21 protein-coding genes are annotated in these 18260 nt (G+C 49.8%); 11 read left to right on the top strand and 10 right to left on the bottom strand.

All coding sequences use genetic code 11. From position 1 onward, the window contains the following. Positions 1 to 3 precede the first annotated feature (3 nt). From livF to ugpQ, 7 genes are all read left to right on the top strand, one after another. Entirely contained in the window at positions 4 to 717 is a 714-nt protein-coding gene (livF, locus tag ACHHZ7_RS14720; RefSeq protein ID WP_003827581.1) for a high-affinity branched-chain amino acid ABC transporter ATP-binding protein LivF, read from the top strand. A 101-nt stretch (positions 718 to 818) separates the two neighbouring features. Then, on the top strand, positions 819 to 1100 hold the full coding sequence (locus ACHHZ7_RS14725; RefSeq protein WP_003827582.1) for a hypothetical protein: 282 nt from the start codon (positions 819 to 821) through the stop codon (positions 1098 to 1100). A gap of 247 nt (positions 1101 to 1347) precedes the next feature. Then, positions 1348 to 2664 (top strand): sn-glycerol-3-phosphate ABC transporter substrate-binding protein UgpB, encoded by a 1317-nt coding sequence (gene ugpB / locus ACHHZ7_RS14730; protein WP_060682893.1) that lies wholly within the window; start codon positions 1348 to 1350, stop codon positions 2662 to 2664. 109 nt (positions 2665 to 2773) lie between these two features. Further along, on the top strand, positions 2774 to 3661 hold the full coding sequence (ugpA, locus tag ACHHZ7_RS14735) for a sn-glycerol-3-phosphate ABC transporter permease UgpA (RefSeq protein ID WP_060682892.1): 888 nt from the start codon (positions 2774 to 2776) through the stop codon (positions 3659 to 3661). Continuing rightward, positions 3658 to 4503: a sn-glycerol-3-phosphate ABC transporter permease UgpE gene (ugpE, locus tag ACHHZ7_RS14740; RefSeq protein ID WP_003023450.1), complete on the top strand. Its 846-nt coding sequence runs from the start codon at positions 3658 to 3660 to the stop codon at positions 4501 to 4503. The genes ugpA and ugpE overlap by 4 nt, the downstream gene beginning before the upstream one ends. 2 nt (positions 4504 to 4505) lie before the next feature. After that, on the top strand, positions 4506 to 5576 hold the full coding sequence (locus tag ACHHZ7_RS14745) for a sn-glycerol-3-phosphate import ATP-binding protein UgpC (protein ID WP_008786359.1): 1071 nt from the start codon (positions 4506 to 4508) through the stop codon (positions 5574 to 5576). After that, complete coding sequence (gene ugpQ, locus ACHHZ7_RS14750; protein WP_060682891.1) at positions 5573 to 6316, top strand: glycerophosphodiester phosphodiesterase; 744 nt, start codon at positions 5573 to 5575, stop codon at positions 6314 to 6316. The genes ACHHZ7_RS14745 and ugpQ overlap by 4 nt, the downstream gene beginning before the upstream one ends. Here the strand turns inward: ugpQ and ACHHZ7_RS14755 are convergent. Continuing rightward, entirely contained in the window at positions 6313 to 6753 is a 441-nt protein-coding gene (locus tag ACHHZ7_RS14755; protein ID WP_032945243.1) for a DUF2756 family protein, read from the bottom strand. The genes ugpQ and ACHHZ7_RS14755 overlap by 4 nt on opposite strands. Before the next feature lie 118 nt (positions 6754 to 6871). Between ACHHZ7_RS14755 and ggt the strand changes: the two genes are divergently transcribed. Beyond that, complete coding sequence (gene ggt / locus ACHHZ7_RS14760; protein ID WP_048215387.1) at positions 6872 to 8617, top strand: gamma-glutamyltransferase; 1746 nt, start codon at positions 6872 to 6874, stop codon at positions 8615 to 8617. A gap of 62 nt (positions 8618 to 8679) precedes the next feature. Here the strand turns inward: ggt and ACHHZ7_RS14765 are convergent, their stop codons facing one another. From ACHHZ7_RS14765 to yhhY, 9 genes are all read right to left on the bottom strand, one after another. Next, positions 8680 to 8940, bottom strand: coding sequence for a hypothetical protein (locus ACHHZ7_RS14765; protein ID WP_008786356.1), 261 nt, complete (start codon positions 8938 to 8940; stop codon positions 8680 to 8682). Then, positions 8930 to 10078, bottom strand: coding sequence for a type VI secretion system tube protein TssD (gene tssD, locus ACHHZ7_RS14770; protein ID WP_032945241.1), 1149 nt, complete (start codon positions 10076 to 10078; stop codon positions 8930 to 8932). Before tssD (ACHHZ7_RS14770) ends, ACHHZ7_RS14765 begins: the two co-directional genes overlap by 11 nt. Before the next feature lie 340 nt (positions 10079 to 10418). Beyond that, positions 10419 to 10682 (bottom strand): hypothetical protein, encoded by a 264-nt coding sequence (locus tag ACHHZ7_RS14775; RefSeq protein ID WP_060683760.1) that lies wholly within the window; start codon positions 10680 to 10682, stop codon positions 10419 to 10421. Positions 10683 to 10704: 22 nt separating this feature from the next. Then, on the bottom strand, positions 10705 to 10983 hold the full coding sequence (locus tag ACHHZ7_RS14780) for a YrhB domain-containing protein (protein ID WP_060682888.1): 279 nt from the start codon (positions 10981 to 10983) through the stop codon (positions 10705 to 10707). Beyond that, complete coding sequence (locus ACHHZ7_RS14785; protein WP_225623073.1) at positions 10946 to 11248, bottom strand: hypothetical protein; 303 nt, start codon at positions 11246 to 11248, stop codon at positions 10946 to 10948. Before ACHHZ7_RS14785 ends, ACHHZ7_RS14780 begins: the two co-directional genes overlap by 38 nt. A 52-nt stretch (positions 11249 to 11300) precedes the next feature. Continuing rightward, on the bottom strand, positions 11301 to 11795 hold the full coding sequence (locus tag ACHHZ7_RS14790) for a YrhA family protein (protein ID WP_060682887.1): 495 nt from the start codon (positions 11793 to 11795) through the stop codon (positions 11301 to 11303). Positions 11796 to 11816: 21 nt separating this feature from the next. After that, positions 11817 to 12971: a type VI secretion system tube protein TssD gene (gene tssD, locus ACHHZ7_RS14795; protein WP_060682886.1), complete on the bottom strand. Its 1155-nt coding sequence runs from the start codon at positions 12969 to 12971 to the stop codon at positions 11817 to 11819. A gap of 268 nt (positions 12972 to 13239) precedes the next feature. Further along, entirely contained in the window at positions 13240 to 14124 is an 885-nt protein-coding gene (locus tag ACHHZ7_RS14800; RefSeq protein WP_060682885.1) for a hypothetical protein, read from the bottom strand. A gap of 46 nt (positions 14125 to 14170) precedes the next feature. Beyond that, positions 14171 to 14659 carry an N-acetyltransferase gene (yhhY, locus tag ACHHZ7_RS14805; RefSeq protein ID WP_008786353.1) on the bottom strand — a complete coding sequence of 163 codons (489 nt, stop codon included), beginning with the start codon at positions 14657 to 14659 and terminating at the stop codon, positions 14171 to 14173. A gap of 470 nt (positions 14660 to 15129) precedes the next feature. Here yhhY and ACHHZ7_RS14810 point away from each other — a divergent pair, with 470 nt between their 5' ends. From ACHHZ7_RS14810 to gntR, 3 genes are all read left to right on the top strand, one after another. Next, positions 15130 to 16167 carry an oxidoreductase gene (locus ACHHZ7_RS14810; protein ID WP_060682884.1) on the top strand — a complete coding sequence of 346 codons (1038 nt, stop codon included), beginning with the start codon at positions 15130 to 15132 and terminating at the stop codon, positions 16165 to 16167. A 123-nt stretch (positions 16168 to 16290) separates the two neighbouring features. After that, positions 16291 to 16986, top strand: coding sequence for a quercetin 2,3-dioxygenase (gene yhhW, locus ACHHZ7_RS14815; protein WP_003023472.1), 696 nt, complete (start codon positions 16291 to 16293; stop codon positions 16984 to 16986). A gap of 222 nt (positions 16987 to 17208) precedes the next feature. Beyond that, positions 17209 to 18204: a gluconate operon transcriptional repressor GntR gene (gntR, locus tag ACHHZ7_RS14820; RefSeq protein WP_008786351.1), complete on the top strand. Its 996-nt coding sequence runs from the start codon at positions 17209 to 17211 to the stop codon at positions 18202 to 18204. The last annotated feature ends 56 nt before the right edge of the window (positions 18205 to 18260 follow it).

Below are 18260 nucleotides of genomic sequence, written 5' to 3' on the forward strand. Positions count from 1 at the left end.
AATATGGATAAGGCGATGTTATCGTTCGACAAAGTCAACGCCCACTACGGCAAGATACAGGCGCTGCACGATGTCAGCTTGTATATCAACCAGGGTGAAATCGTTACTCTGATTGGTGCTAACGGCGCGGGAAAAACCACGCTGCTCGGCACATTGTGTGGCGACCCGCGAGCGACCAGCGGGCGAATCGTCTTTGATGGTAAAGACATTACCGACTGGCAGACGGCGAAAATCATGCGCGAAGCGGTAGCGATTGTGCCGGAAGGGCGTCGCGTGTTTTCCCGCATGACGGTGGAAGAGAACCTGGCGATGGGCGGCTTCTTTGCCGAAAAGGACCAGTTTCAGGAACGCATCAAATGGGTGTATGACCTGTTTCCCCGTCTGCATGAGCGTCGTATTCAGCGTGCGGGAACGATGTCCGGCGGTGAACAGCAGATGCTGGCGATAGGCCGTGCGCTGATGAGCCAGCCGAGGCTGCTGCTGCTTGATGAACCGTCGCTGGGTCTGGCGCCGATTATCATCCAGCAGATTTTTAACACCATCGAACAGCTGCGCGAGCAGGGGATGACCATCTTCCTCGTCGAACAGAACGCTAACCAGGCGCTGAAGCTCGCCGATCGCGGCTACGTGCTGGAAAACGGTCATGTGGTGCTGGAAGACACCGGTGATGCGTTACTGGCTAACGAAGCGGTGCGTAGTGCGTATCTGGGCGGTTAATCATTATCTGAATAGACAAGGGGCCCGCTGTGGCCCCTTTTTATTGCTCTATGTTATTATTGAGAATAGTTATCAATAATAAAAATGAACATGGAGAAAGGATGATTCGTTCAGGTACCTGCATGATGATTGGCAGTTTGTTTTTGACGCTTTCACTAACCACCCAGGCCTCAACACCGCCAGCGTTTGACCCGCGCGATCCCGCTATCTGGGAAGAGAAACCGGACAACCCGTTAGCGCAATCCGACTCGCCCTGCGAAGTATTTACCAGCTCGGTATGCCCTGGCTGGGATGATGATAAATCGGATATCCAACGTGAACGTGAGCGGCGAGAGCAGCAGCGTTTACAGAATGAATATGAGCGACGCTGGCGTCGGGATTAATCTTCCTTGCTGGAGCAGCCGATAACGCCATCCAGGCCGGAGAAGGTATAGCGATATCCGGCTTTGTTGTGCACCACCCCGCATTTTCCTGTCACTACGCTTTCACCGCCTTGCCATCTGTTTGTCGCCTTACTATCTTTTTTTTGTAATAAAAAAGTTATTTTTCTGTCATTCGAGCATGTCATGTTACCCCCGCGAGCATAAAACGCGTGATATCGCGCATCCGGCACAACAAGAGAGATAACCGATGATATCGTTACGACATACAGCTTTAGGACTGGCACTTAGCCTGGCATTTGCAGGTCAGGCACTGGCGGTCACCACTATCCCGTTCTGGCACTCAATGGAAGGCGAACTGGGTAAAGAAGTTGATTCACTGGCGCAACGTTTTAATGCCGCCAATCCCGACTACAAAATTGTTCCGCAGTACAAAGGCAACTACGAGCAGAGCCTGAGTGCAGGAATTGCTGCTTTCCGTACCGGAAATGCGCCTGCGCTGCTGCAGGTTTATGAAGTGGGTACGGCAACCATGATGGCCTCAAAAGCCATTAAACCGGTCTATGAAGTATTCAAAGAGGCTGGCATTAACTTCGATGAGTCTCAGTTCGTACCGACCGTTTCCGGTTACTACACCGACTCTAAAAGCGGACACTTGCTCTCCCAGCCGTTTAACAGCTCCACTCCGGTGCTGTACTACAACAAAGATGCCTTCAAAAAAGCCGGTTTAGACCCGGAGCAGCCGCCGAAAACCTGGCAGGATCTGGCGGAATATACCGCGAAGCTGAAAGCCGCAGGCATGAAGTGCGGTTACGCCAGCGGCTGGCAGGGATGGATTCAGATTGAAAACTTCAGCGCCTGGAACGGTCTGCCGGTAGCAACCAAAAACAATGGCTTTGACGGTACCGACGCGGTGCTGGAGTTCAATAAACTGGAACAGGTGAAACACATCGCTCTGCTGGAAGAGTTGAACAAAAAAGGTGATTTCAGCTACTTCGGGCGTAAGGACGAATCCACTGAGAAGTTCTACAACGGGGATTGTGCCATTACCACCGCCTCTTCCGGTTCGCTGGCCGACATCCGTCACTACGCTAAATTCAATTATGGCGTCGGAATGATGCCGTACGATGCCGATGTGAAGGGCGCGCCGCAGAATGCGATTATCGGTGGGGCCAGCCTGTGGGTGATGCAGGGTAAAGACAAAGCAACCTACGAAGGCGTGGCGCAGTTCCTCAACTTCCTGGCGAAGCCTGAAATTGCTGCCGAATGGCACCAGAAGACCGGCTATCTGCCGATCACCACCGCTGCCTACGACCTGACCCGTGAACAGGGCTTCTATGAGAAGAACCCTGGGGCTGATATCGCCACCCGCCAGATGCTGAACAAGCCGCCGTTGCCGTTCACCAAAGGGCTGCGTTTGGGCAATATGCCGCAGATCCGCACCATTGTGGATGAAGAGCTGGAAAGCGTCTGGACCGGGAAGAAAACCCCGCAGCAGGCACTGGACGCCGCCGTTGAGCGTGGCAATCAGTTACTGCGCCGCTTTGAGCAATCGACCAAGTCTTAAGTGTATAAGTGCCTGATGGCGCTGCGCTTATCAGGCCTACAAGTTCGTAGTTTGTAGGCCGGATAAGGTGTTTGCACCGCCATCCGGCACCTTCCAGGAAAGAACCTACATGTCTTCATCCCGTCCGGTATTCCGCTCGCGTTGGCTTCCCTATTTGTTGGTAGCTCCGCAGCTGGTTATCACCGTTATTTTCTTTATCTGGCCCGCCGGTGAAGCGCTGTGGTACTCGCTACAATCCGTTGATCCGTTTGGTCTTTCCAGCCAGTTTGTCGGACTGGAAAACTTTGTCGCGCTGTTTCATGACCCGTACTACCTCGACTCATTCTGGACCACCATTAGGTTCAGTACGTTAGTCACGGTAAGCGGTCTGCTAGTGTCGTTATTTTTTGCGGCGCTGGTGAATTACGTGGTGCGCGGCAGCCGTTTTTACCAGACGCTGATGTTGTTGCCTTATGCCGTTGCGCCCGCCGTCGCCGCCGTATTGTGGATCTTCCTGTTTAACCCAGGACGCGGGCTGATTACCCATTTTCTCGGTGAGTTTGGCTATGACTGGAACCATGCGCAAAACAGCGGTCAGGCAATGTTTCTGGTGGTGTTCGCGTCGGTCTGGAAGCAGATTAGTTACAACTTCCTGTTCTTCTTTGCCGCACTGCAGTCTATCCCGCGATCGCTGATCGAAGCTGCTGCGATTGATGGCGCAGGGCCGGTTCGCCGCTTCTTTAAGCTGGCGCTGCCGTTGATAGCCCCGGTCAGCTTCTTTCTGCTGGTGGTGAATCTGGTTTATGCCTTCTTTGATACCTTCCCGGTTATTGATGCCGCCACGGCGGGTGGGCCGGTGCAGGCGACGACCACGCTGATTTATAAGATCTACCGTGAAGGGTTTGTCGGGTTGGATCTGGCTTCTTCCGCCGCACAATCGGTGGTGCTGATGTTCCTGGTCATTATTTTGACGGTGGTGCAGTTCCGCTATGTGGAAAGTAAGGTGCGTTACCAATGATTGAGAACCGTCGTGGGCTGACAATATTCAGCCATGCCATGTTGATTATGGGGATCATGGTGATCCTGTTTCCGCTGTACGTCGCGTTTGTTGCGGCGACGCTGGACAACAAAGCGGTGTTTGAAACGCCGATGACGCTGGTTCCCGGCACGCAGTTGCTGGAGAACATGAAATACATCTGGGTCAACGGTGTGGGCGTCAACAGCGCGCCGTTCTGGTTGATGATGCTTAACAGCTTCATCATGGCGTTCAGTATTACGGTAGGGAAAATCACCGTCTCCATGCTCTCCGCATTCGCCATCGTCTGGTTCCGTTTTCCGCTGCGCAACCTGTTCTTCTGGATGATTTTTATCACCCTGATGCTGCCGGTTGAGGTGCGAATCTTCCCCACAGTGGAGGTTATCGCCAACCTGAAAATGCTCGACAGCTATGCGGGTCTGACGCTGCCGTTGATGGCATCGGCTACTGCGACCTTCCTGTTCCGACAGTTCTTTATGACCCTGCCGGATGAGCTGGTTGAGGCGGCGCGAATTGACGGTGCGTCACCGATGCGTTTTTTCCGCGATATCGTACTACCACTGTCAAAAACCAATCTGGCGGCGCTGTTCGTTATCACCTTTATCTACGGCTGGAACCAGTATTTGTGGCCGTTGTTAATTATTACCGACGTCAATTTGGGCACTGCGGTGGCGGGTATCAAAGGCATGATTGCCACTGGTGAAGGCACCACCCAATGGAATCAGGTAATGGCAGCCATGCTGCTGACGCTTATCCCTCCGGTAATCATCGTGTTAGCCATGCAGCGTGCCTTCGTACGCGGTCTGGTCGATAGTGAGAAATAAAAATGGCTGGTTTAAAACTACAGGCAGTAACCAAAAGCTGGGACGGCAAAACCCAGGTGATTAAACCGCTGACGCTGGACGTCGCGGACGGGGAATTTATCGTGATGGTTGGCCCATCCGGCTGCGGAAAGTCTACGCTGCTGCGGATGGTGGCTGGGCTGGAGCGGGTGAGCGGTGGCGATATCTGGATTGATAATAAACGCGTCACCGAGATGGAGCCGAAGGATCGCGGCATTGCGATGGTCTTTCAAAACTACGCGCTCTACCCGCATATGAGCGTGGAAGAAAACATGGCCTGGGGGCTGAAAATCCGCGGGATGGGCAAGGAGCACATTGCTGAACGGGTAAATGAGGCGGCGCGTATTCTCGAGCTGGGTGAGCTGCTCAAACGTCGTCCGCGCGAACTTTCTGGCGGTCAGCGCCAGCGCGTAGCGATGGGGCGAGCGATTGTGCGTGACCCAGCGGTATTCCTGTTCGATGAGCCGCTTTCTAACCTCGATGCCAAGCTGCGCGTGCAGATGCGTCTGGAGTTACAACATCTGCATCGCCGCCTGAAAACCACTTCGCTATACGTGACGCACGACCAGGTTGAAGCGATGACCCTCGCCCAACGGGTGATGGTGATGAACAAAGGCATTGCCGAGCAGATAGGTACACCGGTTGAGGTGTATGAAAAGCCTGCCAGCCGCTTTGTGGCGAGTTTTATCGGCAGCCCGGCGATGAACCTGCTGGACGGGTGCATCAGTACCTCGGGCACCCATTTTGAACTGGAGGGGGGCATGACACTACCCATCGGCAGAAGCGCGAGAGAGTCTATTGGGCGTAAAATGACGTTGGGTATCCGCCCAGAGCATATTGCGCTAAGCTCGCAGGCCGAAGGTGGCGTGCCGTTGGTTGTTGATACACTGGAAATGCTGGGCGCAGATAACCTGGCACACGGACGCTGGGGCGAGCAAAAGCTGGTGGTGCGACTGGCGCATCAGCATCGCCCAACGGCAGGCAGCACGCTGTGGCTGCATCTGCCGGAAAATCATCTGCATCTTTTTGATGGCGAAACAGGACAACGCGTATGAGTAACTGGCCTTACCCCCATATTGTCGCCCATCGTGGCGGCGGTAAGCTGGCCCCGGAAAACACCCTGGCGGCGATCGACGTGGGGGCGCGATACGGGCATACCATGATCGAGTTTGACGCTAAATTGTCGAAAGACGGTGAGATCTTCTTACTGCATGACGACAACCTGGAGCGAACCAGCAACGGCTGGGGCGTGGCAGGCGAGCTGAACTGGCAGGATTTATTGCGCGTGGACGCCGGCGGCTGGTTTAGCGGTGAGTTTAACGGTGAACCGCTGCCGCTGCTCTCGCAAGTGGCCGAGCGCTGCCGTCAGCACGGTATGATGGCGAATATTGAAATTAAACCCACAACCGGTACCGGAACGTTAACCGGCAAAGTCGTGGCGCTGGCCGCGCGGGAACTGTGGGCGGGAATGACGCCGCCACTATTGTCATCCTTTGAAATTGATGCACTTGAAGCGGCGCAGCAGGCGGTACCTGAACTGCCGAGAGGCTTGCTGCTTGATGAATGGCGCGAGGACTGGCGCGAGCTGACCACGCGGCTTGGCTGCGTCTCTATTCATCTTAATCACAAACTGCTGGATGAAGCGCGTGTGGATGCGCTGCGTGATGCGGGGCTACGTATTCTGGTATATACCGTCAACCGACCCCAGCGCGCGGCGGAACTGCTGCGCTGGGGCGTGGACTGCATCTGTACCGATGCCATTGATACGATTGGTCCGGATTTCCAACCTTTTTAAGGCCCAATCGTTTTTAACGGAACGTTAGGCTGCGGCGTGCTGGAGGGCTTCAGCATGTCGCCGTTCTTTTTCTCTGACAGCATATGTTGCTTATTCAGAGAGCTGTCCGGGTTACGGGTTCCACTCAACATCCCACCGTTGCTGTTGGGCAGCATTTGCTGCTGGCTGGGATTCAACTCGCCTGGCTGAGACTGAAGGACCCGCTGGGAGTTGGTGTTAATTTGGTTTTCCATATGCTGTTGCTGCATACGCGTCTGGGTTTGCAACTGTTGGTTGAGCATCCCTTTCTGCTGAATTTGCTGCGTTTGCATTTGGGTTTGCATACGCTGCTGACTCGGGATCTGATAACCGGGTTGGTTCGGGTTATTCATGGTGTTGATGGGCTGTGTAAAGCCTGCAAACGGCAACAGCATGGCTAAAAGTAAGAGTCGTTTCATCGCTTTTCTCCTCTCGGGGATCTCTTAAGTTTACTCCTTTCTCGCCGTTACGATGATTATTTCAGAGTTATGCACCAGGCTTAGTGGGGGCCGACCCCCATACATCTGGAGAATAACGATGATAAAACCGACGTTTTTACGCCGGGTAGCCATTGCTGCTCTGCTCTCAGGAAGTTGTTTTAGCGTTGCTGCCGCGCCGGCTGCGCCACCGCCGGTATCTTACGGAGTCGAGGAAGATGTGTTCCATCCCGTACGCGCTAAGCACGGAATGGTGGCCTCTGTGGATGCTTTAGCTACCCAGGTTGGTGTGGACATTCTTAAACAGGGTGGGAATGCCGTTGATGCCGCCGTGGCCGTTGGCTATGCGCTGGCGGTGACGCATCCCCAGGCGGGCAATCTGGGCGGCGGTGGTTTTATGCTGCTGCGTACCAAAGACGGTAACACCACAGCGATCGATTTTCGTGAAATGGCGCCTGCTGGCGCGACCCGTGACATGTTCCTCGATGAGCAGGGCAACGCCGATGCGAAAAAGTCGCTGACGTCGCATCTGGCATCCGGTACGCCGGGTACAGTGGCGGGTTTCTCGCTGGCGCTGGAGAAATACGGCACGATGCCGCTGAACAAAGTGGTGCGCCCGGCGATGAAGCTGGCGGAAGAGGGCTTTGTGGTTAATGACGCGCTGGCCGACGATCTGAAAACCTATGGCAGCGAGGTGCTCCCTAATCACGAGAACAGCAAAGCCATTTTCTGGAAGGACGGCGAGCCGCTGAAAAAGGGCGATAAGCTGGTGCAAAAGAATCTGGCGAAAAGTCTGGAAATGATTGCCGAGAATGGTCCGGATGCGTTTTATAAAGGGGCGATTGCCGATCAGATAGCCGGGGAAATGCAGAAGAACGGCGGGCTGATGACCAAAGAGGATTTAGCCAGCTATAAAGCCGTGGAGCGCACGCCGATCAGCGGTGACTATCGCGGGTATCAGGTCTTCTCCATGCCGCCGCCGTCCTCTGGCGGTATTCACATCGTGCAGATCCTCAATATTCTCGAAAACTTCGATATGAAGAAGTACGGGTTTGGCAGCGCCGATGCTATGCAGGTTATGGCTGAAGCGGAGAAATATGCTTACGCCGACCGTTCAGAATATCTGGGCGACCCGGATTTTGTGAAAGTGCCGTGGCAAGCGCTGACCAACAAAGCCTATGCTAAAACGCTTGCCGATCAGATTGATATCAACAAGGCTAAGCCTTCCAGCCAGATCAAACCGGGCAAGCTCGCCCCGTATGAAAGCAACCAGACTACGCACTTCTCGGTCGTGGATAAAGACGGCAATGCCGTGGCGGTAACGTATACCCTGAATACCACCTTCGGGACCGGCATCGTGGCGGGTAACACCGGTATTCTGCTGAATAATGAAATGGACGACTTCTCCGCTAAGCCGGGCGTGCCGAACGTTTATGGACTGGTGGGCGGTGATGCTAACGCGGTTGGGCCGAAGAAGCGTCCGCTGTCATCGATGTCGCCGACTATCGTGGTAAAAGACGGGAAAACCTGGCTGGTGACCGGCAGCCCAGGTGGAAGCCGAATCATCACTACCGTACTGCAAATGGTGGTCAACAGCATTGATTTCGGGATGAACGTCGCCGAAGCGACCAACGCACCGCGCTTCCATCATCAATGGTTGCCGGATGAACTGCGCATCGAGAAGGGCTTCAGCCCGGATACAATCAAGCTGCTGGAGCAAAAAGGACAGAAAGTCGCGCTGAAAGAGGCGATGGGCAGCACGCAGAGCATTATGGTTGGACCGGATGGCGCACTGTATGGTGCGTCCGACCCGCGTTCCGTGGATGACTTAACGGCGGGATACTAAGGATGACGGCCCTCTTCGATGGGAGAGGGCTTGTCGGTTCAACAGCATTATTCTTCACGTGGTTATGGTTCGTTATTGTCAGCATCTGTATTCTTTATTAGCCTGTACCCTTTTTCAGATACGCGATAGTAAGGCATGGACTTATGCCCGCTGTCCTCGATATTTACCAATCCCTCGCTAGCCAATTTATTCACAATATTAACGACATTACTGAATCCCGGGATTCTTTTCATAGATAGCGTGCGATCCAGATTCATCCAGTTCCAGTTAATATCTTTTTCAGCCATAACTTTCAGGACGTTAAGCTCTGTTTCAGTTATCATAGTTAAGTGCATCCTGGTGGTATAAGTCATCAACCGTTCCCTTGAGTCTGTAATCTTCCAGCGTGGCTGTATGGGCGTGATTCCATAGATTATATCCTGCATCCCCCTCAGGTTGCCCAAACTCCCATCCCAGATTACAGTAGCGCTGATATTCTCGACATTCATGAGTATAGTAATTCAGATCGACCTGTTCTGGAGGCATTTTCCCTTTCTCAATGTCTTTCAACCTGCCGATCATTACATCATTTGCAGGATCATGGATGAACCTGGAAATATGTTTCTCAACTGTAGCGATACCTTTACTGTTTATGATGACACCATCAGTTGTTAGGTTTTCTATGGGACCTCCGGCAAGCTCAGGATCGAATGTTCGTCCTGATGCTGTTCCCCTGGCCCCAAACTGCTCCAGTTTTTCTAATTCAGGAAATTTCATCCTTCCCATAGTTAAGCCTGCAGCTACTGAAGCACCAAGGATCAGCAATCCTTTGTTATCCATAACCTGCTCGTAACCCGCAGGAGCATCGCCCCCCAACTTTTCGGCCGTTTCCCTGAAGCCGTCGATATTCCCGTTGTAGATCCCTCCGGCGGCAAGCAGTCTGCCAACTCCTTTGCTGTTTAACGTTTTGAGGCCGTTGTCTGCGGGGGTTTTTGGGCTGGGGATAAACAGGCGGTTATAGTTTTCGGGCAACGCCAGGTAGCTGAACTCAGTGTTGGCAATAAGATGTTTGCAGAGGATATATTCATAGCTGATGGTTATTGTTTCTGTATCTAAATTATTGTCGCTGAATTGGTGTTGAATGGCTGATAGAAATGCTCCCCGCAGTTGAATATAATAATATTTCTCCCATCTACCGAACCTATTGATGCGGTAGAAATAAAACTCCATATACAACTGCTCGTTGTTGTTAATAGCGTTTACAAACAATGGGGTGCTTTTATCTATCAGTTTGCAAAATTGCAGTCCGTGAAAATGTGAACCTCTGCCAGTACTGGTTATACTATTAGAGAGCGAAAAAGCAAAAATCTCGTCTTCGTGCCCTGATTGCCAGCGGTTACCCACAGATGCAACGGTTCCACATCCGTCAGAAATAGCACCCTGCTGTTGTCCTGAAACCATCAGATAGACGATATCACTCATGACATCCTTATCCTTTTATTACGTGTTGTCGTAAAAATGGTAATTTTTATCTTTGCTTTTTATTACGCTTTCTAATGTCGTTAGTATATAGAAGAAATAAAACGTTTCACTTTAAGTGAATTTTATTGAGGGAAACCTGAATATAAATAACTTATAGAATGAGTTATTATCTATTATATAACGGTCAGTTATGTGATTGAGTGGGTTGATGTCAATATGGCAAAATCTTCCAACACCGATTAAATTCGGCAAGTCTGTGCCATATGAAATTTCCTAGTGGGGTAAAGCATGGGGGCTATGTAGAATAAACTTGCTTTGGTTCTGCTCTCCACTAGTCTGGCTACGTTACTTCCCATCCATGTTCAGACTGGTTTTTGAGGAAATTAAAACCATATTCGGAAACCCTGTAACGCTGTCTCGATTTGTCCTCATTATTGACAATATCAACTAATCCATTATTAACAAGATTGGTTACGATATTCGCAACATTACCAAATCCAGAAACGCCTCTCGTATAAAGAGCACGATCCAAAGCTATCCAGTTCCAGTCAATATCTTTTTCAGCCATAACTTTCAGTACGTTAAGCTCTGTTTCAGTTATCATAGTTAATCGCATCCGAGTAAGCTTAGCTTCGTGTTTTTTTGCTTTCTTCGTAGTCTTTTAAATATTTCTCCAGCGGCCAGGCAGTGCCTAAATCAAAGATTTCACCACTATCTTTATCGATGATGAATGGAGCGTTTCCTGCCAGACGGGCAACGTTGTCTCCGGTTTCAAGGTATTCCCTGGACTCGAAGCAAAAAAACCAACCTTCTGCAAACCTTCCATGGAGTGTGATAACGACAGGAGCATCCTCATCGTAAAGATATTTATTGGCTTTGTTTATGGCTTCTTCGTAAGAGATCATTAGCATTCCCCTTATAGCGCATAACTTTATTATTTTGCTTTATACTTTTTCGCTCAAGCCCAACATACTCAACAAAACCATCCCCAGAATAAATATTCATTCTTATTCTGAGGATGTCTACTGTATCTTTTGCAAGTTTTTTAGGTATGAACAACACAAAAAATCTATCGTCACCATCAATAATTACTCCTGAGGCCAATTGTGATAATATTTCGTCTGGTAATATATAACCACCTAATGTTTTCTTGCTTATTTTTTTTTGCATTTTGTTCTAAAGCATTTAAAGGTATTTTTCTCATTATACGCCCTTGTTTTTATTAGCGAACAGTATCTAATATTTCATTTAAAAATTCAGTATAGGATTTAAATGTTCCAAATACATTGTCAGTGCCGATGTTGTCTCTAATTTCAAAAAGACAGGATTTAGTATCATAGGTGAATAACGAAATACTATCATCACCAATGACTAATCGTTCTGCAAGATCAGGGTTTATATAGTCATCATTATTTCTATAAAATTCGTTCACTAGAAATAAGTTATTAACTAAAGGTTCTGGTATTGAAAGACTGAAAATTCTTAATCCGTTATACTCAAACCCATCCATTGTTTCTAAGAATGTTAAATAATCAGGTTGATTAGAGCATAATATGCAGACTTCATCACATAATTGTTTGAGTATCGGTGATGTTTCAGTTTTAGAGTTTCTTTTTGTGATGCTTTCAATAAATGAACTTTTTATGGCATCTTCTATAGGGTAAGCAAAGCTATCCATCATGATTTTTAATTCAACAAGGAGGTCTTCAATTTTCATTTTTTCTGTAATCCTAAAATATTACTTAAGTGGGTAAATTGAACCTGAAGGGATTGCCCAGAGTATTGTTTTGCTTTCTCCAGGTAACATTTTTCTTGTTGCATTGGATTGCATATTGATAAATATTTTGTGATAGGGTTCGTTCTTTGTTAGTACTAAATTATCAAAGTTATTTGTTCCTCCATCATCTAATGGTAATTTATGGTGAATACTATAGTTATGAGGCACATTCCCGTTACGCATTCTTAATAAATCTCCCGAATTAAATCTATTTGCGTAAATAGTTTTTTTTGCAAGGTCAATTATGAACTTTTTCCTTATAGTACTATCGAATTCCTTTCGTAGTACTGCTGCTTCAATTGGGTTTCTTCGGGTGTAATTTATTTCTTTTACGATTACGCCAGAAAGTAATTTGGGTTCGCCTCTTAGTTTTCCAAGATAGATGGTAATCTCATGATAATAACCAAAACTAGAACGTCTGGCTAACAAAATTGAACTTGCAGCAAGTAACGCACCTGTAGTTTTTTCATTCAGGACTTGATCATATCCTTTAATCGCATCGCCCCCCAACTTTTTCGCCGTTTCCCTAAAACCGTCGATATTGCCGTTGTAGATACCTCCGGCGGCAAGCAGTCTGCCAACCCCTTTGCTGTTTAACGTTTTGAGGCCGTTGTCTGCGGGTGTTTTTGGGCGGGGGATAAACAGGCGGTTGTAGTTCTCGGGCAACGCCAGGTAGCTGAACTCAGTGTTGGCAATAAGATGTTTGCAGAGGATATATTCATAGTTGATGGTTATTGTTTCTGTGTCTAAATTATTGTCGCTGAATTGGTGTTGAATGGCTGATAGAAATGCTCCCCGCAGTTGAATATAATAATTCTTCTCCCATCTACCGAACCTATTGATGCGGTAGAAATAAAATTCCATATACAACTGCTCGTTGTTGTTAATAGCATTTACAAACAATGGGGTGCTTTTATCTATCAGTTTGCAAAATTGCAGTCCGTGAAAATGTGAACCTCTGCCAGTACTGGTTATACTATTAGAGAGCGAAAAGGTAAAAATTTCGTCTTCGTGCCCTATTTGCCAGCGGTTACCCACGGATGCAATGATTCCACATCCGTCAGAAATATCGCCCTGCTGCTGCCCTGAAACCATCAGATAGACGATATCACTCATGATATCCTTATCCTTTTATTATTTGCTGTCATAAAAACGGTAAATTGCTTTTTGTTTTTATTACGCTTTCTGATGGCGTTCGTATATAGCGGAAATAAAACGTTTCACTTTAAGTGAATTTTCTTGAGGGGAATCCGAATATAAATAGCTAAGGGGGTTATTTTTATTTATTTTATAATGGAGGGTTATTAATGGAGTTTTTATTGATGTTTATTAACCCATATCAACAGCCTACAGCGTTCTGAACGATGTAGGCCTGACCGGTAGGTTATGGCGCATATCGCTGCAGTGATTCGGACCAGCGGAATATTTGGCTGCTTTTATCCTGTAGGCTAACGCGCTCTAAGTCATAAAATCCGTGCGTCTTTGCCGAGCGCATTTTGAGAATGTACTTACTTTCGCTGATGTCGTGCTGCCTTGTGCCGTCTTTATTCCAGTCTCCAGCAATGTCCGAATAGTAATAAACAAGGTCAGAAAACACGTTGATTATCTTGCTGTCTTTGATGGTGTAGAGTTCCAGCACTTCATAAAATGCGCCGCCGCCGGAATACGCATCAGAGTATCCACCCCGCACCCCGAATGCCAGGGTATCGGGTGCTATCCGGTACGGTGCCAGATCCAGCTTTGTATAATAAGCCAGCGGTCTGACGGACTCATCATCGCTCTCTTTTTCAGCGGCTTTATTCCACTCTGAGAGCTGGTTTAACGGTTTTTCCGAGCGTGCAATCGGCGTTAGCTGCGGCTTCTGCCAGGAAAAAATGCCGAGATATAATTTATTAGCGCGCCCGTTGCTGTAGTTTTCCGGGCAGGTGTTATCCGCGTATTTTTTTGCTTGCTCGGCGTCAGCCTTATTATCGGCGAAACAGGCAATGCCAATATATTTACCGTCTTTTCCCCAAGATTTAGCACCGGTCAGGATCAGATTGTCAGGATCTTCATTCGGTGCAACCCATGCAATCCACTGCTTTTCAGATAAGCCCTGAGGAAGCTCACCAAATCCTTTCGCAGGGGTTGCTCCTGCCATTTGCTCAGCAAAAATCTGTTTACCTTCAGGATGTTGGATAGCACTGGCTACGGAATCGAGATTTTGTACGGTAGTGGCAAAAGCAGGGGAGAGCGAGGCCAGCAAAAGCAGGGGAAGAAACTTTTTCACTATTGCGTCCTTTCAATAAGCAGGGCGATAAGGCTCGCCCTTAAATTTATTTCACGCGCGCCATAAAGTAGGCATCAACATACTCACCGTTGCGCAGGCCGTATTTCTTACCGGTGCCTTCGATTTCAAAGCCGTACTTCTTATAGACTGCTACAGCAGGCTCATTATCAACAAATACCGTCAGCTCAATGCGCTCGACGCGCAGCCAGTTGTCGCACATGTCGATCATCGTACGAATCAGCGCGCTGGCAACGCCACGATTGTGCCACCTGCCATCCACGCAGATACCAAAATCGGCCACGTGGCTGCGGCGCGGGCGCTGCGCGACCTCAATACAGAGATGCCCCACGACGATATCGTCAATGCAGGCAACCAGCTGTTTGACACCGGCTTGCTCGGTTAGCCGCGCTTGCCACATTTCGAGAGAAGGATGAGGAACCTGTAGCGTGTTGTGGTACACCTCCGGCTGGGCGTGGATCTGACGAATTGCGTCGTAATCTTTCGGTTCAGCGTGGCGTATCACTATCTCACTCATTCCTTATCTCCTGCAGGGTTAATTGTGCATTTACACTCGCTGAGAAAGAAAAATCCGTCAACTGCATTTTTTTGCAAAAAGAAGTAGACAAGTGCGAATGAGAATGATTATTATTGCTCTGCGTTCAGGGGAACCCCTACGGAGAACCTGAAAGCACGACATTGCTCACATTGCTTCCAGTATTACTTTAGCCAGCTTTTGCTGGCTTTTTTTTTGGCTGGGTTTCGGGCTAGTTTGCTTGCCAGCTTAATCCCGGGCTGTGCTCGCAATCCTCACGTACTCTGTGTACGCTCCGGTTGCTGCGCGCAGGCCGTGAATAATCTGCCTACGCCACTTACGCCCGATCTTTTGGCTGTATAATGCGGTAGGCCGGATAAGGCAACGCCGCATCCGGCACGATGACAGGATGGATTCAGTCTCCAGCCGCTTTGCGCTATGGTGTAGACAATCACCTTCAAAAGGATCGTCTCATGACCTTACACTGCGCATTTATTGGTTTTGGTAAAAGCACCACCCGCTACCATTTGCCGTACGTCCTCAACCGCAAAAATAGCTGGCACGTCGCGCACATTTTCCGCCGCAACGCCAGGCCGGAAGAGCAGGCGCCGCAGTATTCGCATATTCACTTCACCAGCGACCTCGACGAGATCTTAAACGATCCGCAGGTGAAACTGGTGATCGTCTGTACCCATGCTGACAGCCATTTTGAATATGCTAAACGCGCGCTGGAAGCGGGTAAAAATGTGCTGGTTGAGAAACCCTTCACGCCGACGCTTGCGCAAGCAAAAGAGCTGTTCGAACTGGCGCGAAGCAAAGGACTGACCGTTACGCCGTATCAGAATCGCCGTTTTGACTCCTGCTTCCTCACCGCGAAAAAAGCCATTGAGAGCGGCAAGCTCGGCAAGATTGTTGAGGTTGAAAGCCATTTCGATTACTACCGTCCTGAAGCAGAAACCAAGCCGGGACTGCCGCAGGACGGCGCGTTTTATGGTCTGGGCGTACACACCATGGATCAGATTATCTCGCTGTTTGGACGTCCCGATCATGTGGCCTATGACATCCGCATCCTGCGCAACAAAGCGAGCCCGGACGATACCTTTGAAGCGCAGCTGTTTTACGGCGACCTGAAAGCCATTGTTAAAACCAGTCATCTGGTGAAAATCGACTATCCGAAGTTTATCGTCCATGGCACCAAAGGCTCGTTTGTGAAGTACGGCATCGACCAGCAGGAAACCAGCCTGAAGGCCAATATCATGCCGGGTGAGCCAGGTTTCGCTGCTGATGATTCCATTGGGATGCTAGAGTACGTCAACGATGACGGCATCACGGTAAAAGAAGAGGTAAAACCGGAAGTGGGGGATTACGGTCGCGTGTATGACGCGCTGTACCAGACGCTGACCACCGGTACGCCTAATTACGTCAAGGAATCTGAAGTTCTTACCAACCTGGAGATCCTCGAACGCGCCTTTGAACAGGCAACGCCTGCCACGATAACCCTCGCCAAATAGCCTGCACAGACTCCTCTGGGCTTGTTCATATTTTTTGAACAGAGGAGTCAATTTTCACCCTCTATGATCCCAGACGGATTGAGTCCACACTTACTCCATCGAAAACATCTGGGGGTGAACACAATGATCTACTTACGCAAAGCTAACGACCGTGGCCATGCTAATCATGGCTGGCTTGATTCATGGCATACCTTCTCTTTTGCCAACTACTATGACCCGAACTTTATGGGGTTCTCGGCACTGCGCGTGATTAACGATGACGTGATCGATGCAGGTCAGGGATTTGGTACTCACCCCCATAAAGACATGGAAATCCTGACCTACGTGCTGGAAGGCGCGGTGGAGCATCAGGACAGCATGGGCAACAAAGAGCAGGTTCCGGCAGGTGAGTTTCAGATTATGAGCGCCGGGACGGGGATCCGTCACTCGGAGTACAACCCGAGCAATACTGAGAAGCTGCATCTGTATCAGATCTGGATCATGCCGCAGGAGAACGGTATTACTCCGCGCTATGAACAGCGTCGTTTCGATGCCGCTCAGGGTAAACAACTGGTGCTGTCGCCGGATGCCCGTGATGGTTCACTGAAAGTGTACCAGGATATGGAGCTGTACCGTTGGGCACTGGTCAAAGATGAGCAGTCGGTGCATCAGATTGCCGCGGAACGCCGCGTTTGGATCCAGGTGGTAAAAGGCAACGTGACGATTAACGGCACTAAAGCGACCACCAGCGACGGTCTGGCAATCTGGGATGAACAGGCAATTTCTATTCATGCCGACAGCGACAGTGAAGTGTTGCTGTTTGACCTGCCGCCAGTATAAAAATACACGTCATCCTTCAAGCCGCATCTGTGTTGGCTTTCCTCGCTCACCCCGGTCGCGTACTTAATGTACGCTCCCGGGGATTCACTGCGTCGCCGCCTTGATGCAACTCGAATGATTTTGTGTATTTATCACAATAAAAACTCCTTTTTTTCTCTGCAAAGGTTCACGCACGTCCGTGGTAAACTGGGGGAATCTATCCCTTTTTAACGCTTCAGGACGATGAAAAAGAAAAGACCCGTACTTCAGGATGTAGCCGACCGCGTGGGCGTGACCAAAATGACGGTCAGTCGCTTTTTGCGTAACCCGGAGCAGGTCTCCGTGGCGCTGCGGGGCAAAATTGCCGCTGCACTTGATGAGCTGGGTTATATTCCCAATCGCGCTCCTGATATCCTTTCTAACGCTACCAGCCGCGCTATCGGCGTGCTGTTACCGTCTCTCACTAACCAGGTTTTTGCTGAAGTGCTACGCGGCATTGAGGCTGTCACCGACGCCCATGGTTATCAAACCATGCTCGCGCACTACGGCTATAAGCCTGAGATGGAACAAGAGCGCCTGGAATCGATGCTGTCGTGGAATATCGATGGCCTGATCCTCACCGAACGTAGCCATACGCCCCGTACGCTGAAAATGATTGAAGTTGCCGGTATCCCGGTGGTTGAGCTGATGGATAGCCAGTCTCCGTGTCTGGATATCGCCGTCGGTTTCGACAACTTCGAAGCCGCGCGTCAGATGACTGCCGCTATTATCGCCCGCGGGCACCGTCATGTAGCCTATCTTGGCGCTCGTCTTGATGAACGTACTATCATCAAACAGAGAGGCTACGAGCAGGCAATGCGCGATGCCAACCTGGTGCCGTACAGCGTGATGGTGGAACAGTCTTCTTCCTACTCCTCCGGTATTGAACTCATCCGTCAGGCGCGGCGCGAATACCCGCAGCTCGACGGCGTTTTCTGTACCAACGATGACCTGGCGGTAGGGGCGGCTTTCGAATGCCAGCGTTTAGGGCTGAAAATCCCGGATGACATGGCGATTGCCGGATTCCACGGTCACGACATCGGGCAGGTGATGGAGCCGCGTCTGGCGAGTGTGCTCACGCCACGTGAACGGATGGGCAGCATTGGCGCAGAACGCCTGCTGGCGCGCATTCGTGGTGAAGCAGTCACGCCTAAAATGTTAGATTTAGGTTTCACCTTGTCACCGGGCGGATCTATTTAAGCCAACAAGTTTGAAGTAGCTCACACTTATACACTTCGAGCACGAATGGATATTGC

Source organism: Citrobacter freundii complex sp. 2024EL-00216 (assembly GCF_043945515.1).
GTDB classification, from domain to species: Bacteria; Pseudomonadota; Gammaproteobacteria; order Enterobacterales; family Enterobacteriaceae; genus Citrobacter; species Citrobacter portucalensis.